This window comes from Cytobacillus sp. C11.1 (assembly GCF_058145115.1).
In genome coordinates this window covers 1,624,682-1,651,059 of record NZ_CM176935.1, presented here as the reverse complement: position 1 = coordinate 1,651,059, position 26,378 = coordinate 1,624,682, and the positions used below count along the sequence as shown (strand labels likewise).

Annotated in this window: 27 protein-coding genes and 2 pseudogenes; 9 read left to right on the top strand and 20 right to left on the bottom strand. The window is 42.8% G+C overall.

Annotation, left to right across the window (positions count from 1 at the left end; all coding sequences use genetic code 11):
- Window positions 1-27: 27 nt before the first annotated feature.
- The 3 genes and pseudogenes from AC3ZVC_RS08140 to AC3ZVC_RS08130 all read right to left on the bottom strand — a co-directional run bounded on the left by AC3ZVC_RS08140 (window position 28) and on the right by AC3ZVC_RS08130 (window position 3,908).
- A pseudogene (locus AC3ZVC_RS08140) lies at window positions 28-1,340 on the bottom strand (Na+/H+ antiporter family protein).
- Between the two features lie 587 nt (window positions 1,341-1,927).
- On the bottom strand, window positions 1,928-3,430 hold the full coding sequence (locus tag AC3ZVC_RS08135) for a leucyl aminopeptidase (RefSeq protein ID WP_490067843.1): 1,503 nt from the start codon (window positions 3,428-3,430) through the stop codon (window positions 1,928-1,930).
- Window positions 3,431-3,530: 100 nt separating this feature from the next.
- Window positions 3,531-3,908 (bottom strand): DUF309 domain-containing protein, encoded by a 378-nt coding sequence (locus AC3ZVC_RS08130; RefSeq protein WP_490068866.1) that lies wholly within the window; start codon window positions 3,906-3,908, stop codon window positions 3,531-3,533.
- Between the two features lie 161 nt (window positions 3,909-4,069).
- On the opposite strand from AC3ZVC_RS08130, the gene AC3ZVC_RS08125 reads away from it, so the two are divergent.
- The 3 genes from AC3ZVC_RS08125 (at window position 4,070) to AC3ZVC_RS08115 (ending at window position 6,447) form a co-directional block, all read left to right on the top strand.
- On the top strand, window positions 4,070-4,738 hold the full coding sequence (locus AC3ZVC_RS08125; RefSeq protein WP_490067842.1) for a hypothetical protein: 669 nt from the start codon (window positions 4,070-4,072) through the stop codon (window positions 4,736-4,738).
- A gap of 431 nt (window positions 4,739-5,169) precedes the next feature.
- Window positions 5,170-5,646, top strand: coding sequence for a divergent PAP2 family protein (locus AC3ZVC_RS08120; protein ID WP_490067841.1), 477 nt, complete (start codon window positions 5,170-5,172; stop codon window positions 5,644-5,646).
- 15 nt (window positions 5,647-5,661) lie between these two features.
- Entirely contained in the window at window positions 5,662-6,447 is a 786-nt protein-coding gene (locus AC3ZVC_RS08115) for a cobalamin-binding protein (RefSeq protein WP_490067840.1), read from the top strand.
- Window positions 6,448-6,685: 238 nt separating this feature from the next.
- Here AC3ZVC_RS08115 and AC3ZVC_RS08110 read toward each other — a convergent pair whose 3' ends face one another.
- From AC3ZVC_RS08110 to AC3ZVC_RS08090, 5 genes are all read right to left on the bottom strand, one after another.
- Window positions 6,686-7,399: a 3D domain-containing protein gene (locus tag AC3ZVC_RS08110; protein WP_490067839.1), complete on the bottom strand. Its 714-nt coding sequence runs from the start codon at window positions 7,397-7,399 to the stop codon at window positions 6,686-6,688.
- 202 nt (window positions 7,400-7,601) lie between these two features.
- Window positions 7,602-7,925, bottom strand: coding sequence for a YuiB family protein (locus tag AC3ZVC_RS08105; RefSeq protein ID WP_490067838.1), 324 nt, complete (start codon window positions 7,923-7,925; stop codon window positions 7,602-7,604).
- A gap of 187 nt (window positions 7,926-8,112) precedes the next feature.
- Window positions 8,113-8,238, bottom strand: a complete 126-nt coding sequence (locus AC3ZVC_RS08100) for a YuiA family protein (RefSeq protein ID WP_490067837.1) — start codon at window positions 8,236-8,238, stop codon at window positions 8,113-8,115.
- A gap of 158 nt (window positions 8,239-8,396) precedes the next feature.
- A complete protein-coding gene (locus tag AC3ZVC_RS08095) occupies window positions 8,397-8,888 on the bottom strand; it encodes an NUDIX domain-containing protein (RefSeq protein WP_490067836.1) in 492 nt (163 codons plus the stop codon).
- Between the two features lie 349 nt (window positions 8,889-9,237).
- The gene (locus tag AC3ZVC_RS08090; protein ID WP_490067835.1) at window positions 9,238-10,455 is read right to left on the bottom strand and encodes an NAD(P)/FAD-dependent oxidoreductase; all 1,218 of its coding nucleotides are present in this window, start codon (window positions 10,453-10,455) and stop codon (window positions 9,238-9,240) included.
- Between the two features lie 394 nt (window positions 10,456-10,849).
- Here AC3ZVC_RS08090 and AC3ZVC_RS08085 point away from each other — a divergent pair, with 394 nt between their 5' ends.
- Entirely contained in the window at window positions 10,850-11,848 is a 999-nt protein-coding gene (locus tag AC3ZVC_RS08085) for an NAD(P)/FAD-dependent oxidoreductase (protein WP_490067834.1), read from the top strand.
- 126 nt (window positions 11,849-11,974) lie between these two features.
- Here the strand turns inward: AC3ZVC_RS08085 and AC3ZVC_RS08080 are convergent, their stop codons facing one another.
- Window positions 11,975-12,337, bottom strand: coding sequence for a HesB/IscA family protein (locus AC3ZVC_RS08080; protein WP_490067833.1), 363 nt, complete (start codon window positions 12,335-12,337; stop codon window positions 11,975-11,977).
- A gap of 201 nt (window positions 12,338-12,538) precedes the next feature.
- On the opposite strand from AC3ZVC_RS08080, the gene AC3ZVC_RS08075 reads away from it, so the two are divergent.
- Entirely contained in the window at window positions 12,539-13,228 is a 690-nt protein-coding gene (locus AC3ZVC_RS08075) for a DUF2225 domain-containing protein (protein ID WP_490067832.1), read from the top strand.
- 81 nt (window positions 13,229-13,309) lie between these two features.
- Here AC3ZVC_RS08075 and AC3ZVC_RS08070 read toward each other — a convergent pair whose 3' ends face one another.
- Window positions 13,310-13,549: a YuzB family protein gene (locus AC3ZVC_RS08070; protein ID WP_214723977.1), complete on the bottom strand. Its 240-nt coding sequence runs from the start codon at window positions 13,547-13,549 to the stop codon at window positions 13,310-13,312.
- Window positions 13,550-13,997: 448 nt separating this feature from the next.
- Here AC3ZVC_RS08070 and AC3ZVC_RS08065 point away from each other — a divergent pair, with 448 nt between their 5' ends.
- Window positions 13,998-15,065, top strand: coding sequence for an NAD(P)/FAD-dependent oxidoreductase (locus AC3ZVC_RS08065; RefSeq protein ID WP_490067831.1), 1,068 nt, complete (start codon window positions 13,998-14,000; stop codon window positions 15,063-15,065).
- 113 nt (window positions 15,066-15,178) lie between these two features.
- Here the strand turns inward: AC3ZVC_RS08065 and AC3ZVC_RS08060 are convergent, their stop codons facing one another.
- Window positions 15,179-15,505 carry a YuzD family protein gene (locus AC3ZVC_RS08060; protein ID WP_490067830.1) on the bottom strand — a complete coding sequence of 109 codons (327 nt, stop codon included), beginning with the start codon at window positions 15,503-15,505 and terminating at the stop codon, window positions 15,179-15,181.
- Between the two features lie 185 nt (window positions 15,506-15,690).
- Between AC3ZVC_RS08060 and AC3ZVC_RS08055 the strand changes: the two are divergent.
- Window positions 15,691-15,912: pseudogene (locus AC3ZVC_RS08055) on the top strand (NifU family protein); the annotation flags it as partial.
- 117 nt (window positions 15,913-16,029) lie between these two features.
- Here AC3ZVC_RS08055 and thrB read toward each other — a convergent pair.
- From thrB to yutH, 5 genes are all read right to left on the bottom strand, one after another.
- Entirely contained in the window at window positions 16,030-16,971 is a 942-nt protein-coding gene (gene thrB, locus AC3ZVC_RS08050) for a homoserine kinase (RefSeq protein ID WP_490067829.1), read from the bottom strand.
- Entirely contained in the window at window positions 16,968-18,029 is a 1,062-nt protein-coding gene (gene thrC / locus AC3ZVC_RS08045) for a threonine synthase (RefSeq protein WP_490067828.1), read from the bottom strand. The genes thrB and thrC overlap by 4 nt, the downstream gene beginning before the upstream one ends.
- Window positions 18,026-19,324, bottom strand: a complete 1,299-nt coding sequence (locus AC3ZVC_RS08040; protein WP_490067827.1) for a homoserine dehydrogenase — start codon at window positions 19,322-19,324, stop codon at window positions 18,026-18,028. The genes thrC and AC3ZVC_RS08040 overlap by 4 nt, the downstream gene beginning before the upstream one ends.
- A 253-nt stretch (window positions 19,325-19,577) precedes the next feature.
- Window positions 19,578-20,546 (bottom strand): 2-hydroxyacid dehydrogenase, encoded by a 969-nt coding sequence (locus tag AC3ZVC_RS08035; protein WP_490067826.1) that lies wholly within the window; start codon window positions 20,544-20,546, stop codon window positions 19,578-19,580.
- 72 nt (window positions 20,547-20,618) lie between these two features.
- On the bottom strand, window positions 20,619-21,626 hold the full coding sequence (gene yutH / locus AC3ZVC_RS08030) for a spore coat putative kinase YutH (protein WP_490067825.1): 1,008 nt from the start codon (window positions 21,624-21,626) through the stop codon (window positions 20,619-20,621).
- A 201-nt stretch (window positions 21,627-21,827) separates the two neighbouring features.
- Here yutH and AC3ZVC_RS08025 point away from each other — a divergent pair, with 201 nt between their 5' ends.
- Window positions 21,828-22,331 carry a phosphatidylglycerophosphatase A family protein gene (locus tag AC3ZVC_RS08025; RefSeq protein ID WP_214723961.1) on the top strand — a complete coding sequence of 168 codons (504 nt, stop codon included), beginning with the start codon at window positions 21,828-21,830 and terminating at the stop codon, window positions 22,329-22,331.
- A gap of 35 nt (window positions 22,332-22,366) precedes the next feature.
- On the opposite strand, the gene AC3ZVC_RS08020 is transcribed toward AC3ZVC_RS08025, so the two are convergent.
- From AC3ZVC_RS08020 to AC3ZVC_RS08005, 4 genes are all read right to left on the bottom strand, one after another.
- Window positions 22,367-23,134: a TIGR01457 family HAD-type hydrolase gene (locus AC3ZVC_RS08020; protein ID WP_490067824.1), complete on the bottom strand. Its 768-nt coding sequence runs from the start codon at window positions 23,132-23,134 to the stop codon at window positions 22,367-22,369.
- Between the two features lie 289 nt (window positions 23,135-23,423).
- A complete protein-coding gene (locus AC3ZVC_RS08015) occupies window positions 23,424-24,050 on the bottom strand; it encodes a helix-turn-helix transcriptional regulator (RefSeq protein WP_490068865.1) in 627 nt (208 codons plus the stop codon).
- A 106-nt stretch (window positions 24,051-24,156) separates the two neighbouring features.
- Window positions 24,157-24,597 (bottom strand): type VII toxin-antitoxin system HepT family RNase toxin, encoded by a 441-nt coding sequence (gene hepT, locus AC3ZVC_RS08010; protein ID WP_490067823.1) that lies wholly within the window; start codon window positions 24,595-24,597, stop codon window positions 24,157-24,159.
- Between the two features lie 147 nt (window positions 24,598-24,744).
- On the bottom strand, window positions 24,745-25,071 hold the full coding sequence (locus AC3ZVC_RS08005) for an EAL domain-containing protein (protein ID WP_490067822.1): 327 nt from the start codon (window positions 25,069-25,071) through the stop codon (window positions 24,745-24,747).
- A 301-nt stretch (window positions 25,072-25,372) separates the two neighbouring features.
- Between AC3ZVC_RS08005 and glpX the strand changes: the two genes are divergently transcribed.
- A complete protein-coding gene (gene glpX / locus AC3ZVC_RS08000; RefSeq protein WP_490067821.1) occupies window positions 25,373-26,341 on the top strand; it encodes a class II fructose-bisphosphatase in 969 nt (322 codons plus the stop codon).
- Window positions 26,342-26,378: the final 37 nt, after the last annotated feature.

Here is a 26,378-nt window from a genome sequence, read left to right as displayed (position 1 = left end):
AACAAACTTTACATACACAGTCTTTTATTAAAGAATAACCGCTGCCAGCCATCCAAAGAGGATCAGCGGGATGTTATAGTGCACGAATGTTGGCACACAAGTGTCCCAAATATGGTTGTGCTGCCCGTCAGCGTTTAAGCCTGCTGTCGGCCCTAAAGTACTGTCTGATGCCGGGGATCCAGCATCTCCGAGCGCTGCGGCAGTTCCAACTAATGCGATTGTCGCCATTGGGCTGAAGCCAACCTCAAGTGCAAGCGGAACGAAAATGGTTGCAATAATTGGAATCGTTGAAAATGAGGAACCGATTCCCATTGTCACAAGCAAACCAACAAGTAGCATAAGCAATGCTGCAAGCGATTTATTGTTACCAATGACTCCTGCTGCCTGCTCAACAAGCCTTTCCACATCTCCCGTTTCTTTTAAAACATCAGCAAATCCGAAAGCTGCCAGCATAACAAATCCAATAAAGGCCATCATCTTCATACCTTCTGTTAAAAGCTGATCAGCTTCGCGCCACTTAACAGCCCCACTGATATAAATCACTAAAATACCGGCCAAAGCACCAAAAATCATGGAATCAAGCTGCAGCTGAACAACCAATGCTGCAACAATCGCAACTAGGGACAAGATAATGCCCGCTTTTGAGTACTCGCCTTTTTCCATCTCAACGATTTCTGTTGTTTGATAGTCTCTTTTCTTGCGGTAAGAAACAAAAATCGCAATGAGCAAACCAACAACAAGACCTGCAGTCGGAATCAGCATCGCTTTTGGAATGTCGGACATGTTTACCGCCAAACCGCTGCTTTCCATATTTTCTGCTAGGATCCCTTGGAAATATGGCCGAAGCCCACCGGCAATAGAATATAAGGTGCCGTTAAACCGAATGTCAATACAGAAGCAATTAATCGGCGGTCAATTTTCAACTCATTCATGACCTTCAATAAAGGCGGAATTAAAATCGGAATAAACGCAATATGGATTGGAATCAGGTTTTGGGAAAAAATCGCCATCATTAAGATAGAAAATACGATCAGTGCTTTCGATAAAGTTTTCCCTCTGGATTCACCATCCTTGCCGACTTTTGCGAGAACCCATTCAACCATCAGATTTGGCAGGCCTGTTGCCGAGATTGCAATGGCAAAGCCACCTAATAAGGCGTAGCTTAAAGCAACTTCAGCACTTCCTCCCAGTCCGTTTGAAAAGATTTCAATTGTTTTATCTATGCTTAAACCGCCTGCCAGCCCGCCTGCTAGTGCACCCGCCACAAGGGCAAGAACCACATTCACACGCAAAAGGCTGAGAACAAGCATGATTAGAACTGCAAGTACAACTGCATTCATGATGTAACCCTCTTTCTGTTTGCTACCTTTTTATTTTTACTTTACTCTGCTAAATTGGTAGAGTATTAAAACACAAGTATTAAATTATCATACCTTCTCTTTGGGTGTCAATCTGTTTTTAGTAGATTGGTATTGGGAGTTTAGACCAGAGGTGGAAATAGGGTTTGACGCTGGAAGATTTGCGAAAAGTAGAGGAGCAGCCGGCCTTTGCCAGGTACTAAGGCTGATACCTATCGATCGGCCGGTAAAGCATGCAGTTTGGCCGGAATTTTGCTAGTTTTGGCCGGTAAATGTACGGCTGCGGCCGGTATTTTGCTAGTTTTGGCTATTTGGTTCCTATCGGCCGGCAAGAGGCCTTTTTTGCCTGCTTTCTTAATATTAAATTTTGGCCAGAGACGCATTTAAGCTGAATTTTCATGGAAATGGAATACAAAATCTGTTTTTTTGAACTTTCTAACGAAGTTTTTCATTTATCAGTGAAAAAATCAATATATCCTCGATATTCCCTTTTTATCCGAAAAAAAGGCTTTACCTGCAAATTTTCCCCAATAAAAAACTCCGGATTTCTCCGGAGTTCTAAGAAAATATTATTTAGTTTCAAATCTTTCCACCAGCAGGGCCAGTGTGCGGACCATTACTCCTGTTGCGCCTGATGGACCAAGGTCATAGTTTTTCGTCGTTGTCGCTGTTCCTGCTATATCAAGGTGCACCCACGGAGTGTCTTCGGCAAATTCGCCTACGAATCCTCCGCCCATAATAGCATGCCCGGCGCGGCCAGGTGAGTTGTTCAAATCGGCAACTTTGCTGTTTCTGATTCTTTCCTTGTCTTTTTCAAAAAGCGGCAAGCGCCAGATTGGTTCGCCTGCTTCATAGGATGCTTCAAGGACCTGCTCAAACCATTCTTCATTATTGGCTAAAGCTCCTGTTGTCTCCTCGCCAAGCGCGACGATCACACCGCCTGTCAGTGTTGCTACATCAACCAGGTAGTTTGCTCCATGATGCTTTGCGTACGTTACCGCATCCGCTAGAGCCAGACGGCCTTCCGCATCCGTATTAAGGACTTCGATAGTCTTGCCGCTCATGGATGTGATAACATCATCGGGCTTGAAGGCTGTTCCACTGATCATATTATCAGTGGAAGGAATGACAGCGACCACGTTTTGCTCAGGCTTTAGCTCTCCGATCACTTCCATTGCGCCAAGCACGGCTGCTGCCCCGCCCATATCGCTTTTCATGCCGACAATGCCGTCCTTCGGCTTAATGGAATAACCGCCTGTATCAAAGGTAATCCCTTTACCGACCAAACCAATTACGTCTTTCCATTCTTCCTTGCCCTGATATTTAAGGACAATCATTTTAGGAGGCTCTGCTGACCCCTGGTTAACGGCCAAGAGGGCACCCATGCCAAGCTTAAGCATGTCTTCTTTATCAAGGATTTCAACTTCGAATCCATATCTCCATGCAAGCTCTGAAGCGTAATTTGCCATATCTGTAGCTGTCAGCATATTCCCTGGCAAATTTACCAGTGTACGGGCTGAGTTCGTTCCCTTTCCGTATGCATATCCAACCGTTAGGGATGCCTTAACATCTTCTTCATCCGCTGCATCACTATACACCACAACGCTTTCAATTTCTTTTTCCGGTTCATTCGATTTCTGTTTGTAATCTTCAAATTTGTATGTAGCAAGAGCAAATGCTTCACTGACTGCGTGGGCTGTGTCCAGCGCATCTACTTTTTCGCTTGTAAAAGTATCAAGGTATACTGCTGCATCCTGAAGCTTGGACGATTTCACCTCTTTAAAAGCTCTGCCCAATGCTTCGCGCAGAAGCTCAAAGCTAAAATCTTTTTCCTTCCCAAGACCCACTGCAATTAAGCGCTTGGCCCCAATTTTTCCAAATGTATGTATTTTTGCAACAGCTTTTCTCTTTGCAGAAATATCTCCGCTTTTCACAAGCTCTGTCAGCTGGCCGTCAAACTGCTCGTCTGCACTGGCAAGAGCACCTTCAAACTTGTTTGGTTTATCAAACACACCGACAATCAGGCATTCGTGTTCAGCTGAAAAATTGAATTCCTTTTTTACTGAAAACATTTTAGCACCCCCATAATAGCTTCACTCATAACTTCATCTTATTATATCGAAAACACAGAATTATTTCGACTATCTAATTTTATAACACTATCCTTCCTGCCTAATCTTCCAGATACAATACGAGTTGAGGGAGCTTTGGAAGATTTCCGACCTCTTTAAATGGCACCCGATCGATCTGCTTCGGAAAAATAGAGAGACATTCCTCAATGAACTTATATACATTCTCCAAGTCGAGCCCCCAATGCTTCGGCCGGTACGACTGCAAGTAATCATGGGCTGCCTGCATCATAAGCCTTGCTCCTTTTACATTGCCATACTCGTAGTGATAAATGCTTACACTCATCTGAAGAAGCCCTTTAAAAAAGAGGTTGCCCTTGTCCGTCATCCACATTTCCTCCAGAAGGTCGTGGCACGTATAATAGTCACCTTCATTAAAGCTGATGAAGAACTCATAATATTCAATCGGGTAATCTACCAAGAGCATCCTCTCCCACTTCATTTTACAAGCCCCTGCCTTGCTGTTACTGCCCATTTTAGCAAAAGGAAAGATTATTCGCACATCAACAGCTTCAGCACCTTTTATTAAGTATATTCCGGCATAAATGGGTAAAGAAGAATAGAGAAAGAAAGGAGTACGATATGGACACGATTTTATTTGCCGGATTCGCTATCGCTTATATATTGCTTTTCCTCTGGGCGCTCGTTTTGGTAAAAAACAGTGGGTCTGCGAGTGCTGCCTTCTTGCTGCCCGTTATAGCCGGTCTGATTTATGATAATGGAATTCTGGCAGCCGGCCGTTTTATCGGAGAGGGAATCGCACTTGAATTCTTGAATTATGCCCGTTTTTGGATTCATGCCTTTTTCACGCCTTTGCTTGTTCTTTATTCCTGGAGTACCTTAAAACAGGCAGACATTGAGTGGGCGAGTAAAAGCTGGCTGAAAATTATAGCATTTCTCCTGACTGCAGGATTAATTATGCTTGAGCTTATTACAGAGGTGTTTGGCCTTAAACTCGAGCGGCAATGGGAATACAATGTTTTGAGTTATAGCAGTGCAGAAGCTCAAAGCGGACCGCCTATCATGGTCCTGATCGTTTCTCTTGTTCTGCTGGCATCCTCAATTTTGATTTGGCGCATACAAAAATGGTTTTGGTTTTTTGCCGGATCTCTAATCATGATCATTGGAAGCCCCATAAAGCTCCCTATCGAAAGTGCTGCAGCTGTTAATGCGTTTGAATTAATCCTCTTGCTTTCTTTAACTGCAACGGCCCATTTTCAAAAAAAGAATAACTCTTCACAAAGCTTATAAGAGAACTGCTTGCAGGAAGAGGAAAACTATTAGAGAATATTAGATATAAGTTTTAAGAAATTTCAGCCAATCTGTTGAACTGCATTTTAAAAAAGGCTGTTTTCTTAAAGTTTGCTGCTTTGAGAAGGCTAACTAAGTTTAACCGCTGAGTTGATTGGAGCGGAGGGCACGAGATCCTCGAAAATCCTATCGTATTTTCTTCGTGCGGTGCCATTCGAGGAAGCTTATTCAACGTCCTACGGGAGTAGCATACCAAGGGAGACCCCGGAGACGCAGAGCGTCGAGGAGGCTCCCGGTAGCCCCGTGGAAAGCGAGTGCCTGGAGCCGAAATCAACGGGCAAATTCCTAAAAACAACAATCTATAAGAAAACATGCTAAAAAAAACGATGACAGTTCCAGTAAAGTAACATACAACTTAAAGGTGGTCTCAAATGGAATTATTCACGAACTTCCCTCTATGGTCTGCTCTCGCAGCCATCTTCTTTGCCCAATTTGTAAAAGTGCCTATTCAATTTATCGCTTCCAGGAAAGTTGATTGGTCACTGCTGACAAGTACTGGAGGGATGCCAAGCTCCCATTCTGCGGCTGTTACAGCCCTTTCCACTGGTGTTGCACTTGAAACCGGGATGGACTCCGCTGTATTTGCCGTTTCTGCCGTTTTTGCCATCATCACCATGTTTGATGCTACCGGCGTACGCCGCCAGGCAGGGGAACAGGCAATCGTTTTAAACCAGCTTGTCGCGGATTTCAATAAATTTGTTGAAGAAGCAAAGATGTGGCAAAAGAAAGAGGAAAAGGAAAAGCAAAAAGAATTGAAGGAGCTGCTTGGCCATAAGCCAGTTGAAGTTTTATTTGGCGGCTTAACAGGCATCCTATTAACTTTAGGACTTCATTATTTATTATCCTGATAGGTGTGATTGGAAATGAAAATCCTTTCTTTATGTCCGAGCAATACGGAGTTAATGGAATATTTAGGTTTTACCCATATGCTGGCCGGTGTGGATGATTACTCAGATTGGCCTGATCAAATTAGCGGGCTTCCGCGGCTGGGGCCCGACTTGTCCATCAATATGGATATGGTTGAAGAATTGAAGCCTGACCTGGTGCTTGCCTCTTTAAGCGTACCGGGTATGGAAAAGAATGTGGAGGAATTGAAGAAAAGGCACATCCCCCACATAGTTTTAAACCCGCAAAGCCTGGAGGATATTGAGCAAGATTTAATCACTGCTGCCGAAAAAATCGGTAAGCCTGAAGTAGGCATTTCTGCAGCTAAAGACTTTCGGGCAAAAATAGAAGAGCTCAAGAAAATCTCAGCAGCGATAAGGGAAAAACCCAGCTTATATTGGGAATGGTGGCCGAAGCCTGTTTTTACACCCGGCAAAGTCAATTGGCTCACAGAGATCAGTGAGATTGCTGGAGCTAAGAACCTATTTAAGGAAGTTGAGCTTGCAAGTGTCCAAACCGATTGGGATGATGTGCTGAAAAGGCAGCCGGATTATATTTGCCTCGCATGGGTAGGTGTCAGAAGGGAAAAGGTAAATCCGGAAATAGTGTTGAAACGTCCCGGCTGGAGCGAGTTAGAGGCCGTAAAGCAGAATAAGATTCTTGTCCTTGAAGAAGAACTTTATTGCAGGCCATCGCCACGGTTGATTGAAGGAGCGGTAAGTTTAGCTAAGAAAATTCATCCAGAGGCATTCTCCTCTTTATAAAATTAGGCTCTGTTAAAGCTTATTGTTGTTTTTCAGAACCCTGTTGATTGGAGCGGAAGGCACGAGACTCCTGCGGGAGTGCGGCTCAAAGGGAGACCCCACAGGAGCAAAGCGACGAGGAGGCTCCCGGACCGCCCGCGGAAAGGGAGTGCCTGCAGCGGAAATCAACAGGCAAATTTAACAGAGCTTAAAACTAAAAAGGCAAATCCGTTATAATTTGGATTTGCCTCCTTGCTATTTATTTTTGCTCGGATTGAATATATCGCTGCCTAAAAACCTGCATCGACTCATTTTCATTCAGTATTCTTAAATCTTCTTCCGTCAGAGTGCCATCGCCCATTTCAATGATAAAGACATCAAGCGTCTTTTTTCCCCAATTATTATAAACATCTTCAACCGTTTCATAATAAAGGTCAAGTTTGTTTCCTTTAATCGCGCCGCCTTTATCGGCCACAACGCCATAGCCATAGTCAGGGATAAACAGGATTGTCCCAATCGGAAAAACATTTAAATCTGCTGCAACAGTAGAATATAAATCTCGTTTTACTTTAACTCCTGAGTATGTAATGCCAAATGAAGGGTGATCAGGATTTTTTCCTGTTGATTCATAAAATGCCGTATAACCCGTAGCAATGACTTGCTTTGTCTGATATTGCGACCAGTCAATGGATTCCTCCAAAGTTGGGGGTTGGCTTGCAACCGCTTCGCTGGCTGAAATCTTTGGATCCAGACTGGCTACACGCTTTAAGAATTTAAATGCCACTCCAACCGACTTAAATGTATGATCAAAACCTGATTGTTCATCCTTGCTCGTTTGCTCAGCTTCACTTTGATAAAAGTTAACGATCGATCTAGCTTCTACTCCGGATATCGAGTGAAAAGTCGTTAACAATGCCCCTAAAAATAAAGCTGACATGATGGATCGTTTTGTCCATTTTTTTAATCTGTTCATCTAAAACACTCCTCCCAAAGTTATTCATTTCCCATCTTTCAGAGAAATATTCATAACTTTAAAGAGCGCAAGGCTTCCAGAAAGCATTTACAGACAGCATGGAGCCAATAATGCCAAGGGCTCATCCGAATTTGAACACACTATTCAAAAAAAATAAAAAAACCCCTGCTTTTAGCAGAGATTTAGTATATTAATGGTATTTTTAAAACATACGATAACCATTTTTACGGAGCAGCCTTATTGTAATTCCGGCAACAATGGCCCCTGCCATTCCGCTGCTTAAAATTAGAATATCCGCCAGAGCAAGACTTGATAACTCAACACCGAGACTGGAGAAGGCTTCACCTGTATTTTGAAAATATTCAATAAAACGGACCTTATCAATAATCAAGACCGCAATGATTGGATAAATAATGGCCATAATCCAGGACATTCTCAACAGCATATTCAATATAAAACCTATCCCAAAAAACAGCACAAAAAACAGGAGCATGGAGATAGGCAAAACGAAGATCGTCATTTGCATAGACTTGTTTCCTCCCTTAGCACATCAATATTTAGTGTACTTAATGTGGGTTAGGGAGTCAATAAGAAAAGCGCATGCACCTGAAAGCCCCAATTTTAGCGGGCAGTTCTAACCTTTAGTCATAGCCCTTCCTCCGCCATAATAGTATTCACAAAGAAAAAACTTCGCTCCCCGCGAAGTTTCATTCTTAGTCTTTTTCCTTGCCTGTGCCGCCGCAGCATGAGCAGGTTTCTGAACCTCCCAATAATAATTGGAAATATCCTTTACCTGAGCAATACAAACACTCTTTGTTTTCATAATTCTTAGCTGCCATGTCATTCATCTCCTTTGTTTTTGTAACTGAATTTTCTGATAATATACCAAGGATTCGAATAAATGAAAAGCTTCAAATTTCATGAAAAACTATTGGTGGAAACGCATACAAGCATGTTTTGCTTCTGAAATCTCACTTTATCTCTAAATTTCAGAAAATTATAAAAATACTTTGTAAGCTGTATATCCAAATGTATCCCCTGGGTTAATTCCATCTATTAAGGGTTTTACAGAGGAATCCGAAGAATTTAATATGTATTTTAGAAGAACTGAAGAGTCCGGATCGATTGCCAGCTCCCCCGGATCACGATATTGTACATCAAAAAGCTCGCTCTCCTGCACTTTTAAGGTTTGACCAGGCACTGCATCCAACATAAAAAGAATCATATTATCACTGACTTCGCCTTTTATGACCCCTGTTCGCAAGCCTATCATCCCATTCACTGTGCATTTAACTCCTGTTTCTTCCTCAATTTCCCGAACTGCAGCTTCATCCGCTGTTTCTCCTGGCTCCACGAACCCGGCAGGCAGTGACCATTTCCCTTTCAAACCGCCGTACTTCTTTTTCACAACAAGCCACTTGCCATCAGGAGAAATAACCAGTCCTGATACAGCCAGCCAGACTTTACCCCTTTTATGTTCCACTCCCATCTGACATCCCCCTTTTAAAAATATTGTATCACGAGCTTAATCCGGTTAGCTCCTTATTTGGGCATCAAAAAGGGACAGACCCATTAGGTCTATCCCTTCACTATAATATAAGAGCTGTTTTATTAACGCTGTTTTCGCAAAGCTTGTTGCTTTCAAACCATTTTAATCACTGAGTTGATTGGAGCGGAAGGCGCGAGACTCCTACGGGAGTAGCGTTCCAAGGGAGACCCCACAGACGCAGAGCGTCGAGGAGGCTCCCGGTAGCCCCGTGGAAAGCGAGTGCCTGCAGCGGAAATCAACGGGCAGAGTTCTTAAGCAAAAACAACAATCTATACGAAAAGAGCCTTTATTAAAGAACGTTGAATTTACCTTTTTTCAATACAAGGGAAGGTCCGCCAACCATGTATAGTGCACGGTTATCAATCATTTTCTTCATAAATGAAGCTTTGGAACCAACCATTTTTTTGCCGAATGCAACACCGATTGCATCGTCTTCACCAAGTGAACATACAGTACCTTTAATATCAGGAGTGAATGTTTCTAACTCAGCCTTGTTGCGGATAAGTGCAGTTAAGTTCCTTGCACACACTTCACCCTGCTGCATAGCAATTTGTGCAGTAGGAGGGTATGGACGGTTAATTTCTTCATTGATTATTAAAGAGCAGTCTCCGATGATAAACAGGTTATCATGGCCAGGAGCACGTAAATCAGGCTGAACTTTTACTCGGCCGCGCATTGCTTCAATGCCGGAGTTCTCAATAATAGAGTTTCCTCGTACACCTGCTGCCCAAACGACTGTTTCGGCTTTGATTTCTTCAACCTCATCTTCGCCTTTTCCAACGATGATGCCTTCAGGTGTAGCTTCCTTGATGGCAGTGCCGATCATGAATTGTACGCCTTTTTTCTCCAAGTGGGACACCGCATAATCGACAAGCTCTGGATCAAAGCCAGGAAGTACCATTGGGGCTGCTTCTACACAGATTAATTTTACCTTATGGTAATCGACATCGTACTCTTTGCAAAGCTCAGGAATACGGTTTGCCAATTCTCCAAGGAATTCTATTCCAGTGAAGCCAGCTCCGCCGACAACGATCGTCAGGCGCTCGTCCTTTTTCTCTACTTCTGTATTATAAGTAGCAAATTGATATTCAATATGCTCACGGATTTGGCGTGCTGCATTCACATTAACAATCGAAAATGCATGTTCTTTAAGCCCTTTGATTCCGAAAGTTTCTGGTTCTGCGCCAAGGGAAACTACTAGATAATCATAGTCAATTTCGCCGTTCTCCAAAATGACTTTCTTTTCTTCTGCTTTAATTTCAAGTGCAGTTCCCTGAACAAATTCAACCTTATTGCGGTCAATAACATCTTTAATATCGTAGCGTACACGATCGTGATGAAGGGTTCCGGCTGATGCCTCATGTAGCCATGTTGTTTCGTAATGGTAGTCATTTTTATTCACTAATACAATTTCTGCTTCATTTGTTCCTAAAGATTTCTGCAAACGGGTTGCAACCATCAATCCGCCGTAGCCTGCACCTAGGATAAGAATCTTTGGCTTTCTCAAGTGTATCACTTCCACCTTTATTAAGTATTTTCTAATGTTTTTCTTATCTTCCGCTGCTTTATATTTTTTATTTCAAAAAATATAAAAAAGTTTGTGATTTTATTCACTAACAAATTCAAAAAAATGCCTTGAAATTGTCACAAAATATTAACATTATGCCTACTTTACATATTATTCTACTTCCAATTGTTTTTCAAGCCTAAAAAAATAGTTGAAAAACTTAAAAATTTTAACACTTTCTAAGAGAATATACGTGTTTATGATTCTCATCCCTCTATGTATCCTTTTTAGAGAGTTTTTATTATTCATAATATTTACCACGATTAGTGAGGTTTTTTTTGATTTATGTTAGAATATAGAGTGGAATTGAAATACATACTTGGGGGGATATAGCATGAATGAAGATCAAAAAGTGTATGACATAACCATTATTGGCGGGGGGCCAACTGGTTTATTCACTGCTTTCTACGGGGGTATGAGACAAGCTTCAGTTAAAATAATTGAAAGCTTGCCGCAGCTTGGGGGACAATTATCTGCTCTTTATCCTGAAAAATACATATACGATGTTGCTGGCTTCCCGAAAGTCCGCGCTCAGGAATTAATCGATAACCTGAAAGAACAAATGGCTAAATTTGAGCCGACTGTATCTCTTGAACAGTCTGTTGAAAAATTGGAAAAGCAGGCTGATGGAACTTTTAAGCTGACTACCAATAAAGAAATCCACTATTCCAAAACAATCATCATCACTGCTGGTAATGGCGCATTCCAGCCACGCCGCCTTGAACTGGATAGTGCAGCACAATATGAAGGAAAAAACCTTCATTATTTCATCGATGACCTAAATAAATTCGCAGGCCAAAAAGTGGTTGTATTCGGCGGCGGAGATTCTGCTGTTGACTGGGCACTCATGCTTGAACCAATTGCCGAAAAGGTAACCATTGTTCACCGCCGCGATAAATTCCGCGCGCATGAGCACAGTGTGGAAAACCTGCAAAACTCCAAGGTGGAAGTCAAAACACCTTACGTACCTGCAGAGCTAATCGGTGACGATGAAGGAATCAAACAAGTCGTTCTTGAAGGCGTAACAGACAAAGAAAAAGAAGTGTACGACGTTGATGCAGTAATCGTCAATTACGGTTTCGTTTCTTCTCTTGGACCAATCAAGGAATGGGGACTTGACATCGAGAAGAACTCAATCGTTGTTAACTCCAGAATGGAAACAAACGTTGAAGGCATCTATGCTGCAGGCGACATCTGCACATACGATGGCAAAGTAAAGCTAATTGCCTGCGGCTTTGGTGAAGCACCAACTGCAGTCAACCATGCCAAATCCTTTATCGATCCAAAAGCAAAAGTACAGCCAATGCATAGCTCTTCTATGTTTGGCAAATAAGAATAGCGAAAGGGTGGCCCTGATGGGGTCCACCCTTTTTTGTTGGAATGAAATAATTAGCCTGTTCCGTTTTCAGTTTGCATTAAAACGCGGTCTAAGGAAAGAGGAGCTCTCTCTCCTGCTCGATTAGCACTCTTCAGGTGTGCCAGTGTTTGTAGCCGTACGGAAAGAGGATCCGCAGCCGCATGATGCGATGGCGTTTGGATTGTCGATCGTGAATCCGCCGCCCATCATGGATTCTTTGTAATCGATTTTTGTTCCTTTTAAGATCGCCGCATCTTCCTTGCTGACAAGGACCTGAATGCCATGGTGATCTGCCTGGATATCACTTTCCTCTACTTCATGGGCAAATCCCATTCCGTATGAAAGGCCGCTGCAGCCGCCTCCCTTTACCGCCACACGCAAGTAAGCATTTTCTTCTTCATTTTGTTTCATCATTTCTTTTATATGCAAAGCCGCTGCTTCTGTAATGACCACTACTTGTTCCATTTTTATTCCCTCCTGTCAATGTAAGGATACTTCTATATTCATAGTATATACAGTAAATGTTATGCGCTCAACTTAAGAAGCTTAACTATCTATTTGCCATTTATAAATTCCGTATTCAAAATAGTTCTTTTTACTCAATTTCACTAACAAGACATGGTACAATAGTCATGATCATCAAATTTCCCCGGAGGTGGTATTCAAATGCAGCAATTAGAGCCCACTTATGATAAAAAATTAGAATGCAAAGTCTGCAAAAAGAGTTTTACCACTAAAAAACTTCGCTCCAGATTTGTGAAAGTCTCCAGTTATGACACTGATTTTTGTCCCAACTACTCTGCTGAAGGCATGAACCCACTTTATTACCATATCCACACCTGCCCTCATTGCGGCTTTTCAGAATCAGAAGATTTTTCACCCTTTTTTCCTCCTGGAGCATTGGAACTTATCAACATGAAAGTAGCCTATGCCTGGAAACCTCATGACTACAGCAGGGAGAGAAGTATAACGGATGCTATTAGCACATACAAGCTAGCTGTTTATTGCGGGACATTAAAAAAGGAAAAACATCTGATCCTCGCCGGATTATATATGAGGCTTGCCTGGCTGTACCGCTCATTGAAAAATATTGAACAGGAACAGCGCTTTATGAAACTCGCCATTAAGGAATATCTGGAATCGTATATGGCAGATGACTTTAGGGGATCGCCAGTTTCAGAAACAAGGCTATTCTATCTGATTGGAGAGCTTTCGAAGAGGACACAGCAAATTGAACAGGATATAAAGTATTTTTCAAAAGTAATCGAAAAGAGAAGCCAAGAGACAAAGCTAATTGAAATGGCAAGAGAACAATGGTATGAAATGAGGGCAGAGCAAAAATCAGCGGTTAACTAAAATAGCTATTTAAAAAACATTGATTCCTATTCAGAACTAGGCTTAAACAAAAAAGGAGCGAACCATTCGCTCCTTTCTCTATTAAAACATCGGATTATCATCCAGATATTGATATATATTTTCAACCAGTTCATCTGGCGTTTCTCCCGTAACGACTTCCCCATTTACAAGAGCAAAAAGAGTGCTTGCACATTTTCCGCAATAGCCCAGACAGCCATATTCAATCACATCAAGGTCATAGTCCTTTTCTAATGTTTCCAATGCTTTTTGCGAGCCGCTGGCCAAATTGCTTATGCAAAATTCGATGATTGGCTTGATCACATCTATCACCTCACTACCCTGTTAATGCTACCTTTTTTAAGGGAATTCTGCAAGATTTGGACTCCTTTCTCTCCTTTAAGTGCACATATTTACCACTTCATGTCGTATATTGTCAAGTTTCCCGCCGATATGTGTTGTGATTTTGTCACAATTTCGTTATACTTTTTATGGGTTTAAGGTTATTAATATCATTTATTTATTTTTTTAAGATAATTTGTATACGCTTAAGTAAAAGTTCTGAATAAAAGAGAGAAAGACTTATTTAGCAGTTGATTTCGCTACAGGCGTTCGCTTTCCGAGGGCGGTCCAACGCTCCTCGTCATGCGCCGCGGGGTCTCCCTTTGACCCGCTTCTACAGCTGGAGCCAATCAACAGGGTGCCAATATCAACACTGAGCATTAACAAAGCTTAACAGATAAACAGTACGGACATAAAGGGGAATTATACTATGAAAAATCTTGTGATACTTGGCGGAGGCTATGGCGGTATGAGGGTGCTTGCCCGACTTTTGCCTAACCAGCTTCCTGAAGATGTCTCCATTACGTTAATAGACCGAGTGCCATACCATTGCCTGAAGACGGAATATTACGCGCTTGCTGCCGGCACAATTTCCGATCAGCATGTACGTGTTTCCTACCCGGAACATCCAAGATTATCAATTAAATATGGCGAGGTAACAAAAATCAGCATTGAGGAAAATAAGGTTTATCTCCAAGATGAAGAGCCTGTTTCTTATGATGATATAATAATAGGCCTCGGCTGTGAGGATAAGTACCATAATGTTCCTGGAGCGGACGTCCACACTTACAGCATTCAAACGATCGAAAAGTCCAGAAGAACATACCAAACCTTAAATAATTTATCTCCAGGATCTGTTGTTGCGATTGTCGGAGCAGGATTAAGCGGTGTGGAGCTCGCTTCCGAATTGAATGAAAGCCGTCCAGATTTGAAGGTGAAATTATTCGACAGAGGCAAGCATATTTTATCAGCATTCCCTGAGAGATTAAGCACGTATGTGGAAAACTGGTTTGAATCACATAATGTTGAAATTATTAACCATTCGAATATAACGAAAGTTGAAGAGAATACACTTTTCAATCATGATAAAGCCATCCATTGCGATGCGATCGTATGGACTGCCGGAATACAGCCTAATAAGGTAGTCCGGGATATGGATGTAGAAAAAGATCAGCAAGGACGTGTTGTTTTAACCAAGTATCACAATATTCCTGACAATGAACATGTATATGTAGTTGGCGATTGTGCAAGTCTTCCTCATGCACCTAGTGCACAGCTTGCTGAAGGTCAGGCTGAGCAAATTGTTCAAATCCTATTGAAACGCTGGAAAGGTGAAGAACTTCCTGAGTCATTGCCTGTCATTAAGCTTAAAGGGGTTTTAGGTTCTCTAGGGAAGAAACATGGTTTTGGATTGGTGGCTGAACGCCCAATCACTGGCCGTGTAGCCCGCCTCTTGAAATCCGGAATTCTATGGATGTACAAGTACCACAACGGTTGATCCAACCGTAAATTTAAAGAGCATCCTCGCCAGGATGCTCTTTTTTATTGGCTATGTTTGCCTGTTGATTTTTGCTCCAATCAACAAAGTGCAATAATCAGCATTGAGCCTTTTTATAAAACAGCCTGATAGCCGTACTTTTCCATTTCTGCATAAATGGTTTTCAGCTTGGGATTCCCTTCGCCGACGATCTCATTCTCAATAAGGACTACAGGGTAGAACATATCCTCCTCAATGACCCGCTGCGCAAATTCCTTTTTATCCTCTTCTTCAGGCGGGTTATGGATATCAACATACACGATCCTAAAAGGCTGTTCTGCAAACTTCCTGGATAGGGCTGCATCCAGCCACTCGTAGGTCTCCTTTGATGAAGGAAGGTTCACACAGCTTGGGCAAAGCTGTTCTGCTCCATATACAGTTATTTCTATTTCTTTCTTCATTTCATAATCCCCCTCTTTGCTCACGCTCTTCTTAGCTCCATTTTACAATATAAACAAACAGTTAACATTAGAAAATATTTTTCCTAATGTGTGGAAATTATGTTCCGGGAATAGATTTTTAGGATTGATTTGATTATAATAAATATAAGGAAAGGAGTCGATTTCACATGGCAGAACAAACGACTATGACTGAACAAGTTCAGGAAGTATTAGATAAATTGCGCCCGTTCCTTCTTCGCGATGGCGGGGACTGCGAATTGGTGGATGTTGAAGACGGTATCGTAAAATTACGCCTTCTTGGTGCATGCGGAAGCTGTCCGAGCTCAACAATCACGTTAAAAGCCGGTATTGAGCGCGCTCTTTTAGAAGAAGTACCGGGTGTAGTCGAAGTAGAACAAGTATTTTAATTTCATTTGCAAAAAGCGATGTCGGCATGACATCGCTTTTTTTTTGCTTTCTTTTTTATGCCTCTGCTAAAGCTTATTGTAGATATCGGAACCCTGTTGCCTGGAACGGAAGGCGGGTTATATATGGCCAAATTCCGGTTCCTGTTCTTCAGCTAGGCTTTTTTTTAAAACACTGCTGCCTGCCTGATCAATCTGAAGGCAGAGGATATCCATATCCGGAAGCAGCTTTTGCAGCCCCTCTGCCACTGATGGAGCCAATCCTGCTTCTGCAAGGCAGAGTACTGCTGGTCCTGCACCGCTTAAGGCTGCACCAAAGGCGCCAAGCTTAGGAGCCATTTTTTCAACAACTTCCAGATGTGGAACCATTTTTTTGCGGTAAGGATGATGGTATAAGTCAGCTTGCATCATCTTCCCTGCCAATGGATAGTTGCCGCTCAGCAAAGCCGCTACCATGACATTACCTACCGCTCCTGCTTGTACCGCCTCTTTAAAAGACCATTCTTCAGGCAGAACGCCCCTCGATTCTTTCGTAAGAAGCTCTTCCTTTGGTACGACTGCAACGACATCCAATTCAAGATTTTTAATGGATTGGACATGGACCTCTTCCTCTGATTGGCAGCCAATCACCATCCCGCCCAGCAGCGATGCTCCTGCGTTATCGGGATGGCCTTCCATTCGTGAAGACAGCTCCAATTTTTCCTGCTGGCTTAAATGAAGGTTACAGAGCGAGTCTGCCAGCTCGATTCCGGCTACTATGGCTGCAGCACTTGAACCAAGGCCTCTTGTCAACGGAATATCACTGGTAATCCTGACTTTGCAGGCCGGAAGCTCTCTTCCATACTTATTTGCTGTATCCCTTGCAACTTGAAAAATGAAATTCGATTCATCGGTAGGGTAAATGCTCAAAGGCGCTGACAGGGGGATCATTTCAAACCTATCAGACCTCTCTGCTTCAAGCGTTAAATATAAGTTTAATGCGAGGCCGATGGAATCAAAGCCTGGCCCCAGATTTGCCGTGCTGCCGGGAACTTTGATGACGAGCATTTCACCTTCGCTCATACATTGACGACTCCCTTAATATGCTCAGCCACCGCTTGTTCATCATTTGGCAGCAGCATCGGCTTTACAGGGCTGCAATCAATAGCTGTACTTGGATCCTTTAGCCCATTTCCTGTCAGAATCGCGACAACTTTTGTTTTATGCGGAATTTCGCCATTCCGCAGCTGCTTATAAATTCCTGCCAGTGAAGCACATGAAGCAGGCTCGGCAAAAATCCCTTCTGATGAAGCAAGCTTGCGGTACATGCAAAGAATTTCTTCATCACTGACTTCATCTATTTTCCCATTGGACTCTGCCAAAGCCGCGTTCGCTAAATGCCAGCTTGCCGGGTTTCCGATTCGGATTGCTGTCGCAACTGTTTCCGGATTTTCAAAAACACGGTTATGGACAATGGCTGCTGCTCCCTCAGCTTGGACTCCGTGCATTTTAGGCAGTCCAGTCTTGCGTGCTTCATGGTATTCTTTAAAGCCCTTCCAATAGGCAGAAATATTGCCAGCATTGCCGACCGGCAAAGCGAGGATATCAGGAGCTCCCCCCAGCTGGTCGCAGATTTCAAAGGCAGCTGTTTTCTGCCCTTCAAGACGATATGGATTCACCGAGTTTACGAGAGTGATAGGTTCTGTTTCGCTGATTTTCCGAACCATCGCCAGCGCCTGGTCGAAGTTACCTTCGATTGAAACGACCTCTGCACCGTACATGACAGCCTGTGCGAGCTTGCCCATGGCGATTTTCCCTTCAGGAATGACAACAACACATCTCATACCCGCTCTGGCCGCATAGGCAGCCGCTGCAGCAGACGTATTGCCTGTTGAAGCGCAGATGATGGCATCGCTTCCCTCTTCCTTCGCCTTGGCAACTGCCATTACCATGCCTCTATCTTTAAAGGATCCAGTCGGATTGGCACCTTCTGTTTTTACATAAAGGTCAATGCCCCAATCCCTTGAGAGCTTATCAAGCCTGATCAGGGGTGTGTTGCCTTCATTCAGCGTCAGCATTGGCGTATTTTCATTTACAGGCAGAAAATCTTTATATGTCTTTATTAGCCCTTCCCATCTCATACCTTTGCACTCCCTTCTACTCGGTAAGAACTTTCAATTGTTTGTACCGCAGGCAAGTCTCTTAAATTTACTAAAATATCCTCGTAATCTTGCAGTGAGGCCTGATGTGTAACCAAGACGATTTCAGCAAGGCCCTTCTCCTTTAAAGGCAGCTGCAGGATTTTTTCAAAGCTAACATGATGGTCTGAAAAAATGGAAGTTATATTGGCAAAAGTGCCAACTTCATCTTTCACATGCAGCCTTAGGAAGTACTTTGAATAAATTTCATCTGCATCCTTTAGTTTCTTTTCATATTGAGGAGTTACGGCGCTTTTGCCGTTAACGCCAAGACGCATATTTTTCATCACACCAACAAGGTCGGATACAACGGCGGTTGCAGTTGGCAGACTGCCTGCCCCGGGGCCGTAGAACATGGTTTCTCCTACAGCTTCACCATATACATATACAGCGTTATATTCATCCTGAACAGACGCAAGCGGATGGGATTCAGCGAGCAATGTCGGCTGTACGCTGACTTCCACCTTCTCTCCTTCCCGATGGGCAATGCCGATTAGCTTCATTGTGTAGCCAAGCTGTTTGCCATATTGAAGATCCTCTTCAGTAATTTCAGTTATTCCTTTCACCTTCACATCATCCAAGTCTATATTCATGGAGAAGCCGAGTGTTGATAGAATAGCCATTTTTCTAGCTGCATCAAGGCCTTCTACATCGGCGGTCGGATCACTTTCAGCATACCCAAGATCCTGTGCTTCCTTAAGTACTTCTTCATAAGCGCTGCCCTGCTTGCTCATTTTTGTCAAAATAAAGTTTGTTGTTCCGTTGACGATTCCCATCATTTTTGTAATTCTGTCCGAGGCCAAGCCGTCCACAAGTCCTCTTAGAATTGGAATACCGCCTGCGACACTCGCTTCATAAAAGAGGTCGCATCCATTTTGCGAAGCAGCAGATAGCAGCTCCGGACCGTAAACGGCCATTAGATCTTTATTTGCTGTCACTACATGCTTGCCGTTGTTCAATGCTTTCTTTAGATGATTTCTGGTTTCTTCTATTCCGCCCATTACTTCAATTACTACATCTATATCATTGTCATTTAAAATATCATCCGGATTCGCAGTCAGCATATTCCGATCCACCCTGACCGCTCTTTCCTTTTCCAAGTTTTTAACGAGCACCTTTTTTACGACAACAGGACAACCGACTTGATGCATGAGCTTATCCTGATGCTTCTCAATGATTTGCACGACACCTGATCCAACTGTTCCTAATCCTAATAAACCGATTGAGATTGATTCCACGCTAGCTCCCCCTTTAATGTTCACTATGTAAGTACATTTGTATTTGTATAGTAGACATTATAGGGGTGTATGCTAATTTTTACAATAGGCAATTTTCCGAAAAATTATATTGAAAACGCTTAACACCCTATCATATTGCGGTTTTAATAGTAAAAATATTTTTCTTTTACTGAAGGTTCTTTTAAATGTGGGTGTTTTCGCGATAAAACATCTTATAGAAAAAGCACCCAGCTATATGGGTGCTTAGTACAATTCATTTCGTATTAACAGGTGTTTTAGGCGGATTTCCTGAAAGGACAAGGTCGATATTATCCATGCAAAGCTTCATCATGGCATAGCGTGTTTCCGTACTTGCGCTTCCGATATGAGGCATAGCCACTACATTCTTTAGTTCTAACAGGGGGTGATCGGAGCCAATTGGTTCTTCAGCGAATACATCCAAGCCCGCTGCTGCGATCTCACCTTCCTGCAATGCTTTATATAAATCTTGTTCATTCACAACCGGCCCCCTGGAGGCATTAACGAAAACAGCATGCTTCTTCATCTTTTTAAAAGCATCGCGATTAAATAGATTTCTTGTGCCGTCCGTTAAGGGAGTCAGGCAGACAACGAAGTCCGAACGTTCCAACAGCTCATCAAAGGTGACATATTGGGCTCCAAGCTCCTGCTCAGCGTCCGGTTTCCTGGAACGGTTATGATATAAGATCTCCATTTCAAACCCGGTTGCACGCTTCGCTACGGTTTTCCCAATGTTCCCCATTCCAACAATCCCAATCGTTTTATGATGCACATCCTGGCCAGCCAGCAGCAGCGGACTCCAGCTCCTCCAATTACCCTCCTTCACAAACTCAGCCGCTTCCACCATTCTGCGGGCAGCAGCCAGCACAAGGGAAAAAGTTAAATCGGCCGTTGAATCATTTAACACATCAGGTGTATTGGTGACTGTGATTCCCAGTCTTGATGCTGCCTCAACATTCACATTGTCATAGCCAACAGCCATATTGGCAACAATTTTCAGCCTCTCGCCTGCATTGAGGACTTCTTCATTGACAGGTTCGGAAAGCATCGTCAATAGGGCATCCGCTTTTTTTGCTTCCTTCAGGAATATTTCATAAGGGACAGGCACATCTTCCTGCTCCCACATATGGACATCGTATTTTTCCTTTAGAATAGCGACTGCATCATCAGGCAGCTTTCTGCTTATAAAGATATATGGTTTCATACAGCACCCCTCTTATTTTCTCTTCTGTATGTTTCTTTCGCTAATATGGGCCATTATCCCTTCCTCTTTTCTTTAACTCTTGATCCAATCAAGCACCGGAATCCTGAATTTCTTCACAGGAACCTCGGCAAATTCGAAAAATCCTCCAAGAAAGCGTTCATGGTCATCAGACTGCCAAAGGTACTTTTGAAGCCGCTCCTGCAGCAGCAGTTTCTGCTGCTCAGAATCCGTCACATAATAGTCCTCAATCGTTTCAAAGTAATGAAGCGGAAACAGGAGCCTGGCGTAATAGAGCCTCCAAGAAAAAGAAGACAGCGGCGCGACACTTTGATATTCCGATAAAAATTGGCGAAGCTCCGGCTGGTAGGTTTTAATATTATGGAAGTACCTTTCCCGCGTCCACTCGGCCAAGTCTCTCGAAGAATGGTCAAACACCCAGTCAAATGGATTCTTCATATAATAGGAATCTCCCCAGGTGGAAGATAATAACCTGACATGGCAAACCGTCCCGCTGTCAACCATGACCGGCTCATCATCCAGCTCTGCATCAACAAGATATTGTATAGAGTTCTCGGCAAGCCCCATATAGTAAGGAAAAGATTCCAGAAACATCCGCTCGAAATCATTATCGGGCTTCTGAAACAGCATTTCATTCCAAACCTTTTCCATTTGGTCCAGCCGCTGTTCCCAGAGCTGTTTCCATTGCCCGATTCTGCTCATTTTTTTCACCGGAAAAGAAATAGTCCTTCCTCTATAATGGAATTTGGCCAGCTTTCGGCCAAACTTAGTCAGTTTTCGATTTTGATCATGCTGATTGACCAGAACACAATAACGGCTATTCTGCCAATCAATATACTGCTTTCCATCCTTCGTTTTTAAAAAGGCACTAATGTTCCTGTCACCATTTTTCACAAGATGCTCAGCCATTTTCTCCAGTTCTTCAAGCTCTTCTTCAGCTACATGCCCCGCAGGTACAAGCAAGTAAAGCTGCCCTTGCTTTCGGCATGCATCATATTTTCCGATCCGCATCGTACCTTCTGCCTCTATGCCAAATTGCTCCTTCAGCAACTTTGTAAACATTTTTACCACCTCGTTTGGGAATGAGTCCTTAGGGAATATATATGAAAGCGCACAGGAAAACTTGTTGTTTTCTTGAATAAGACTATGTACCATGGAGATATTGATAAAAGAAATGAAACTAATCACATTTGCCGGCAGCGGGCATATTTTTGCAAAAAAGGGTATATACATAGGGAAAATAAATAGAAAAGGTGACGCCAAATGAATAGAGAAGAAAAAGTAGTAAGTGTTACAGAACAGACAGCGCGGAAATGGCTCCATGAAAGAGGCGTGGAAATTCAGGATATAGCTGATTTAGTCTTCTTTCTTCAGGAAAAATATCACCCTGATTTAAAGATGGAAGACTGCATCAATAATGTCCAGAGGGTTTTATCAAAAAGAGAAGTGCAAAATGCTATTTTGACAGGCATTCAGCTTGACATGCTTGCAGAGGAGAAAAAGCTTTTGGAACCGCTGCAGTCGATAATCGAGTCTGACGAAGGGTTATATGGAGCGGATGAAGTACTGGCATTATCCATCGTTAATGTATATGGATCCATCGGATTTACAAACTTTGGTTATATCGATAAATTAAAGCCTGGTATTCTAAAGGACCTAAACGATAAAAGCTCAGGCAGATGCCATACGTTCCTTGATGATATTGTTGGGGCCATCGCAGCGGCAGCATCAAGCCGCCTGGCACACAGCGCTGCACATGTAGAATAGAAAAAGGATGGAGAGTGTTCTCCATCCTTTTTTGTTTATTTTAAATCCCATTCTGCTAAAGAATCAAGCACAAATGCCGGCTTTTTTTCATACCCCTTAAGCAACTCCTTCGTTGTCACGCCTGTATGGACAAGCAGTGTATCCATGCCGGCATTCATGCCTGCCAATATATCGGTATCATAGTTATCTCCCACCATAAGCGTCTCTTCCTTCGCGGTGCCCAGCACCTTTAAAGCCTGTTCCATAATAATCGATTCAGGTTTGCCGATAAACACAGGCTGGGTTTGAGTTGACACCGTGATGACTGAAGTTAATGAACCATTCCCTGGCAGCAGCCCTCTTTCAGTTGGAATGGCAATATCGCCGTTTGTTGAAATGAACGTGGCTCCATTTCTAACGGCCAGACAGGCGATTGACAGCTTTTCATAATTAATGGAGCGGTCAAGCCCTACCACAACATAATCGGCATGCTCCTCGGCAAAGCTTAATCCTTTTTCAGCCAATGCTTCACGGATTCCTTCCTCACCGATCACATAAACAGATGCCTCATTTTTCTGTTCATATATGTAGTTGGCAGTTGCCATGCTTGTTGTAAAAACCTGACCCTCTTCCGCAGGAATACCGAACTTAACAAGCTTATCCGCTACCTGTGCAGGTGTTTTGGAAGAATTGTTTGTCACAAACAAATACGGCAAGTCTTGCTCACGCAGCTTGTTCACAAAGTCAGCAGCCTCGCTGATCAGCTCTGTTCCGCGGTACATCGTTCCATCCAGATCTATTAAGTAGCCTTTATATTTTTTCAAAAAAATCACTCCCAAATTTATCATGGCCAAATTTAGTATTTGTATGAGATTGGCTTTTTAGCTACGTAAAATACCCATAAAAGTTATCTTAAAGGATAGTCAGCATTTGTGCAATTTTTCACGATTTGGTCGTTTCTCAAATTAGGTGTCTCCATCTATAAAAACATGTGGTCCCCCTACTTCTTCTATCCCCTTCGATTAGTTCTGATCATGCATGAATAAGAACTTTCATCAGTTCTAATCATCTCAACCGGATTAAAAAGAAAAAACTCCTTCAGCAGGAGCCATACTAGTCTTGGTTTATTATATAATGACAGCAGCCGTCACCGGTGGCCATACAGGATTTGATTTCGACTTCCTCTGTATCTAAAAAGTCCTTGATAAATTCTTTTTCAGATTTGCATATTTGTTTGAATTCTGCGGCTGTTTCAATATAGGGGCAATTGTATTCTTTCAGATGGATTTGCCCTTCTTCTTTTCGGATTTCAGGCATGAAGCCTTCCATCGATTGGATTTCAGTGAGGATTTCCAGTTTTTCCGCAAAGGTCTTCTCGGATGTTTGAATTTCATACTGCTGTACCAGGCGGTTTTTTCGTCTTGTGAACAATTCCGTGATTAAGCTTTCCTGTCCCATGCTTTTTAGTTCTTTTAAGAGCTCGACACTCAGCTGTTTGTATTTTTTAGGAAACAAGTCTTCGCCTTTTTTCGTTAGCTGATAAAGCTTTGAAGGGCGTCCCTTTGTCTGCCTTAGAATAACTGACTCTAGATAGACGTCCTTTTCAAGCATCTGGATATGCCTCCTGACAGCCATTTCGGATATCCCTAATTCGCTCGCCAATTCGATAATGGACAATCTTCCGGATGTCTTAATTAATCGCAGGATAAGATCTTTAGTAGATTTTGCTCCAACAAGCATGAAATTCACCGTCCTTCCTTATATATTAGCTTAAAACTGCAAACCATCACAATTATTTATATTTTATCAGGCCAGTTAGAAAAAAAAGACCGGATTGCTCCGATCTTTATTGCGGTTTAAATGCAGAAACCGGCCCTAATTCATTAATTAAATACTCCCTTACACGGTCCGGAAATTCTTTCATCATCAGCAAATGTTTGCTGAATGCCGCCTTAACTTCCTCATGATTAACCTTTGTATAACTTTGTACGAGCATTTTACGGTATGTAATCACTTCTTTAAAGCTTTCGCTCATCTCTTTGCTGATAACTTTTTCATCGTCAAGAATGTCTACAATATCCTCGTAGCTGCCTGGATCCCTCATGATAAAGCCGTCAATCATCGCATTTCCTGTATCAAGGATGGCCTCGATTATAATTTGGGCGATGCGTTCCAGTGCGGCCTTTTCAATAGGGGATGTCCACTCCTTCACTTCTTCAAAAAGGGAGATTTGCTGTTCCAAGTAATTAAGCGTGTCTTCTATTTTTTCCCTGTCTACGAAATACATAATGCTTCCTTCCTCCTAGAAAATTTCAGGCTCTTATTAAAGTATCTGGCGGAGCGTAGTAATAATTGACTTTGTTTCTGGAGAGTACAGACGCTTTCCCTTCGCTTACTATTCCCTCGGCAACAACTAAAGAACCCGCTTCTTTTGCTAGTAAAAAGAAGGCCCTCCTGTTTGTATCAATGCCTGAATGACGGAACCGTCGATTTTAATAAGGTCCGGCATAATCTCACTAATAGAATGCAAACTGGCGTATCCTGCGCCAGTGTCATCCACAGCCACCCGAAATCCCAAAGTTCTTAGTACCTTTATATTGTATATAAAGTTTTCCATCCCTTCAATGGCATCCCTCTCCGTAACTTCGAGTATAATCCTGCTGGGAAAGATATTTTTATTTTTGGCCAGCACCTTTTTTATATCCCTGACTAACCGTTCACTTCCGGTTGGGTTCATTTTCTTTAGACAATGTCGAACCATAACTTTTCTTTCTCTCGGGTGTCTGGATCTAAACATCCAAAAACGTTTCCATTTCTATGTTTCAATTGTATCACAATATTTTGAATTTATTTTTTTTCCTATTATAGAAATATTGATTGGCTGGAATTTTGTCGAATTTGCCGGAATGACATTCAGTATTAGGGATAATTCTGATAAAATAGTAAAGGAAGCAGAAGCAGAAGCTGCATGCTGATGCAAATTGATAATGTAAGCGCATAAGCCTATACGACTGTGATTTTACAAAAATTAGAAAGAGTATTGCTAACGGGAGGGGAACCTGGTGGAACGTGAGCTGGCTTTAGATATTGTCCGTGTTACAGAAGCTGCCGCACTTGCATCTGCGCAGTGGATGGGCAGAGGGAAAAAGAACGAAGCAGACGGCGCTGCAACAGCCGCCATGCGCGGAATGTTTGATTCAGTTAATATGGACGGCATTGTCGTTATTGGAGAGGGAGAACTTGACGAGGCACCAATGCTTTATATTGGCGAGAAGCTTGGTACAGGCATGGGACCCAGGGTAGATATAGCTGTTGATCCTTTGGAGGGTACAAGCATTGTGGCAAAAGGGCACAACAATGCCATGGCAGTTATCGCAGTTGCTGATAGAGGCACACTGCTGCACGCCCCTGATATGTACATGGAAAAGATCGCTGTTGGAAAAAATGCTGCCGGGAAAGTGAGTTTACTTGATCCAATCGAGAAGACCATTGACATTGTAGCCGAAGCAAACAATAAGCGTGTCCAGGATCTGACTGTTATTATTCAAGAGCGGGACCGTCACGAAGATTTAATTGAAAGAATCCGGGCTAAAGGCTCCCGCGTTAAATTATTTGGCGATGGTGATGTGGGTGCCGCGATTGCGACTGCACTGCCTCATACAGGGATTGATCTATTTGTCGGCATTGGCGGCGCGCCTGAAGGGGTAATCTCGGCTGCCGCTTTAAAAGCGCTGGGCGGAGATATGCAGGCACGTCTCGTCCCTTATACAAAAGCAGAGGAAGAACGATGCATTGGGATGGGCCTAAAGGACCCGCGACAGCTTCTGTTCCTGAACGACCTTGTTTCTGGAGATGACGCCATTTTTGCTGCAACAGGCGTTTCAAGCGGAGAGCTGCTTGATGGGGTTCGCTTTCTTGGCGGTGACTTAGTTGAAACCCACTCTATTGTTATGCGTTCCAAAACCAAAACCGTCCGCTACATAACGGCGCACCATCATCTTGAGCATAAACCTCACCTGGTGATGTTATAACTACCGTGCCTGCATGTCGTCTATTATTATTCACAAA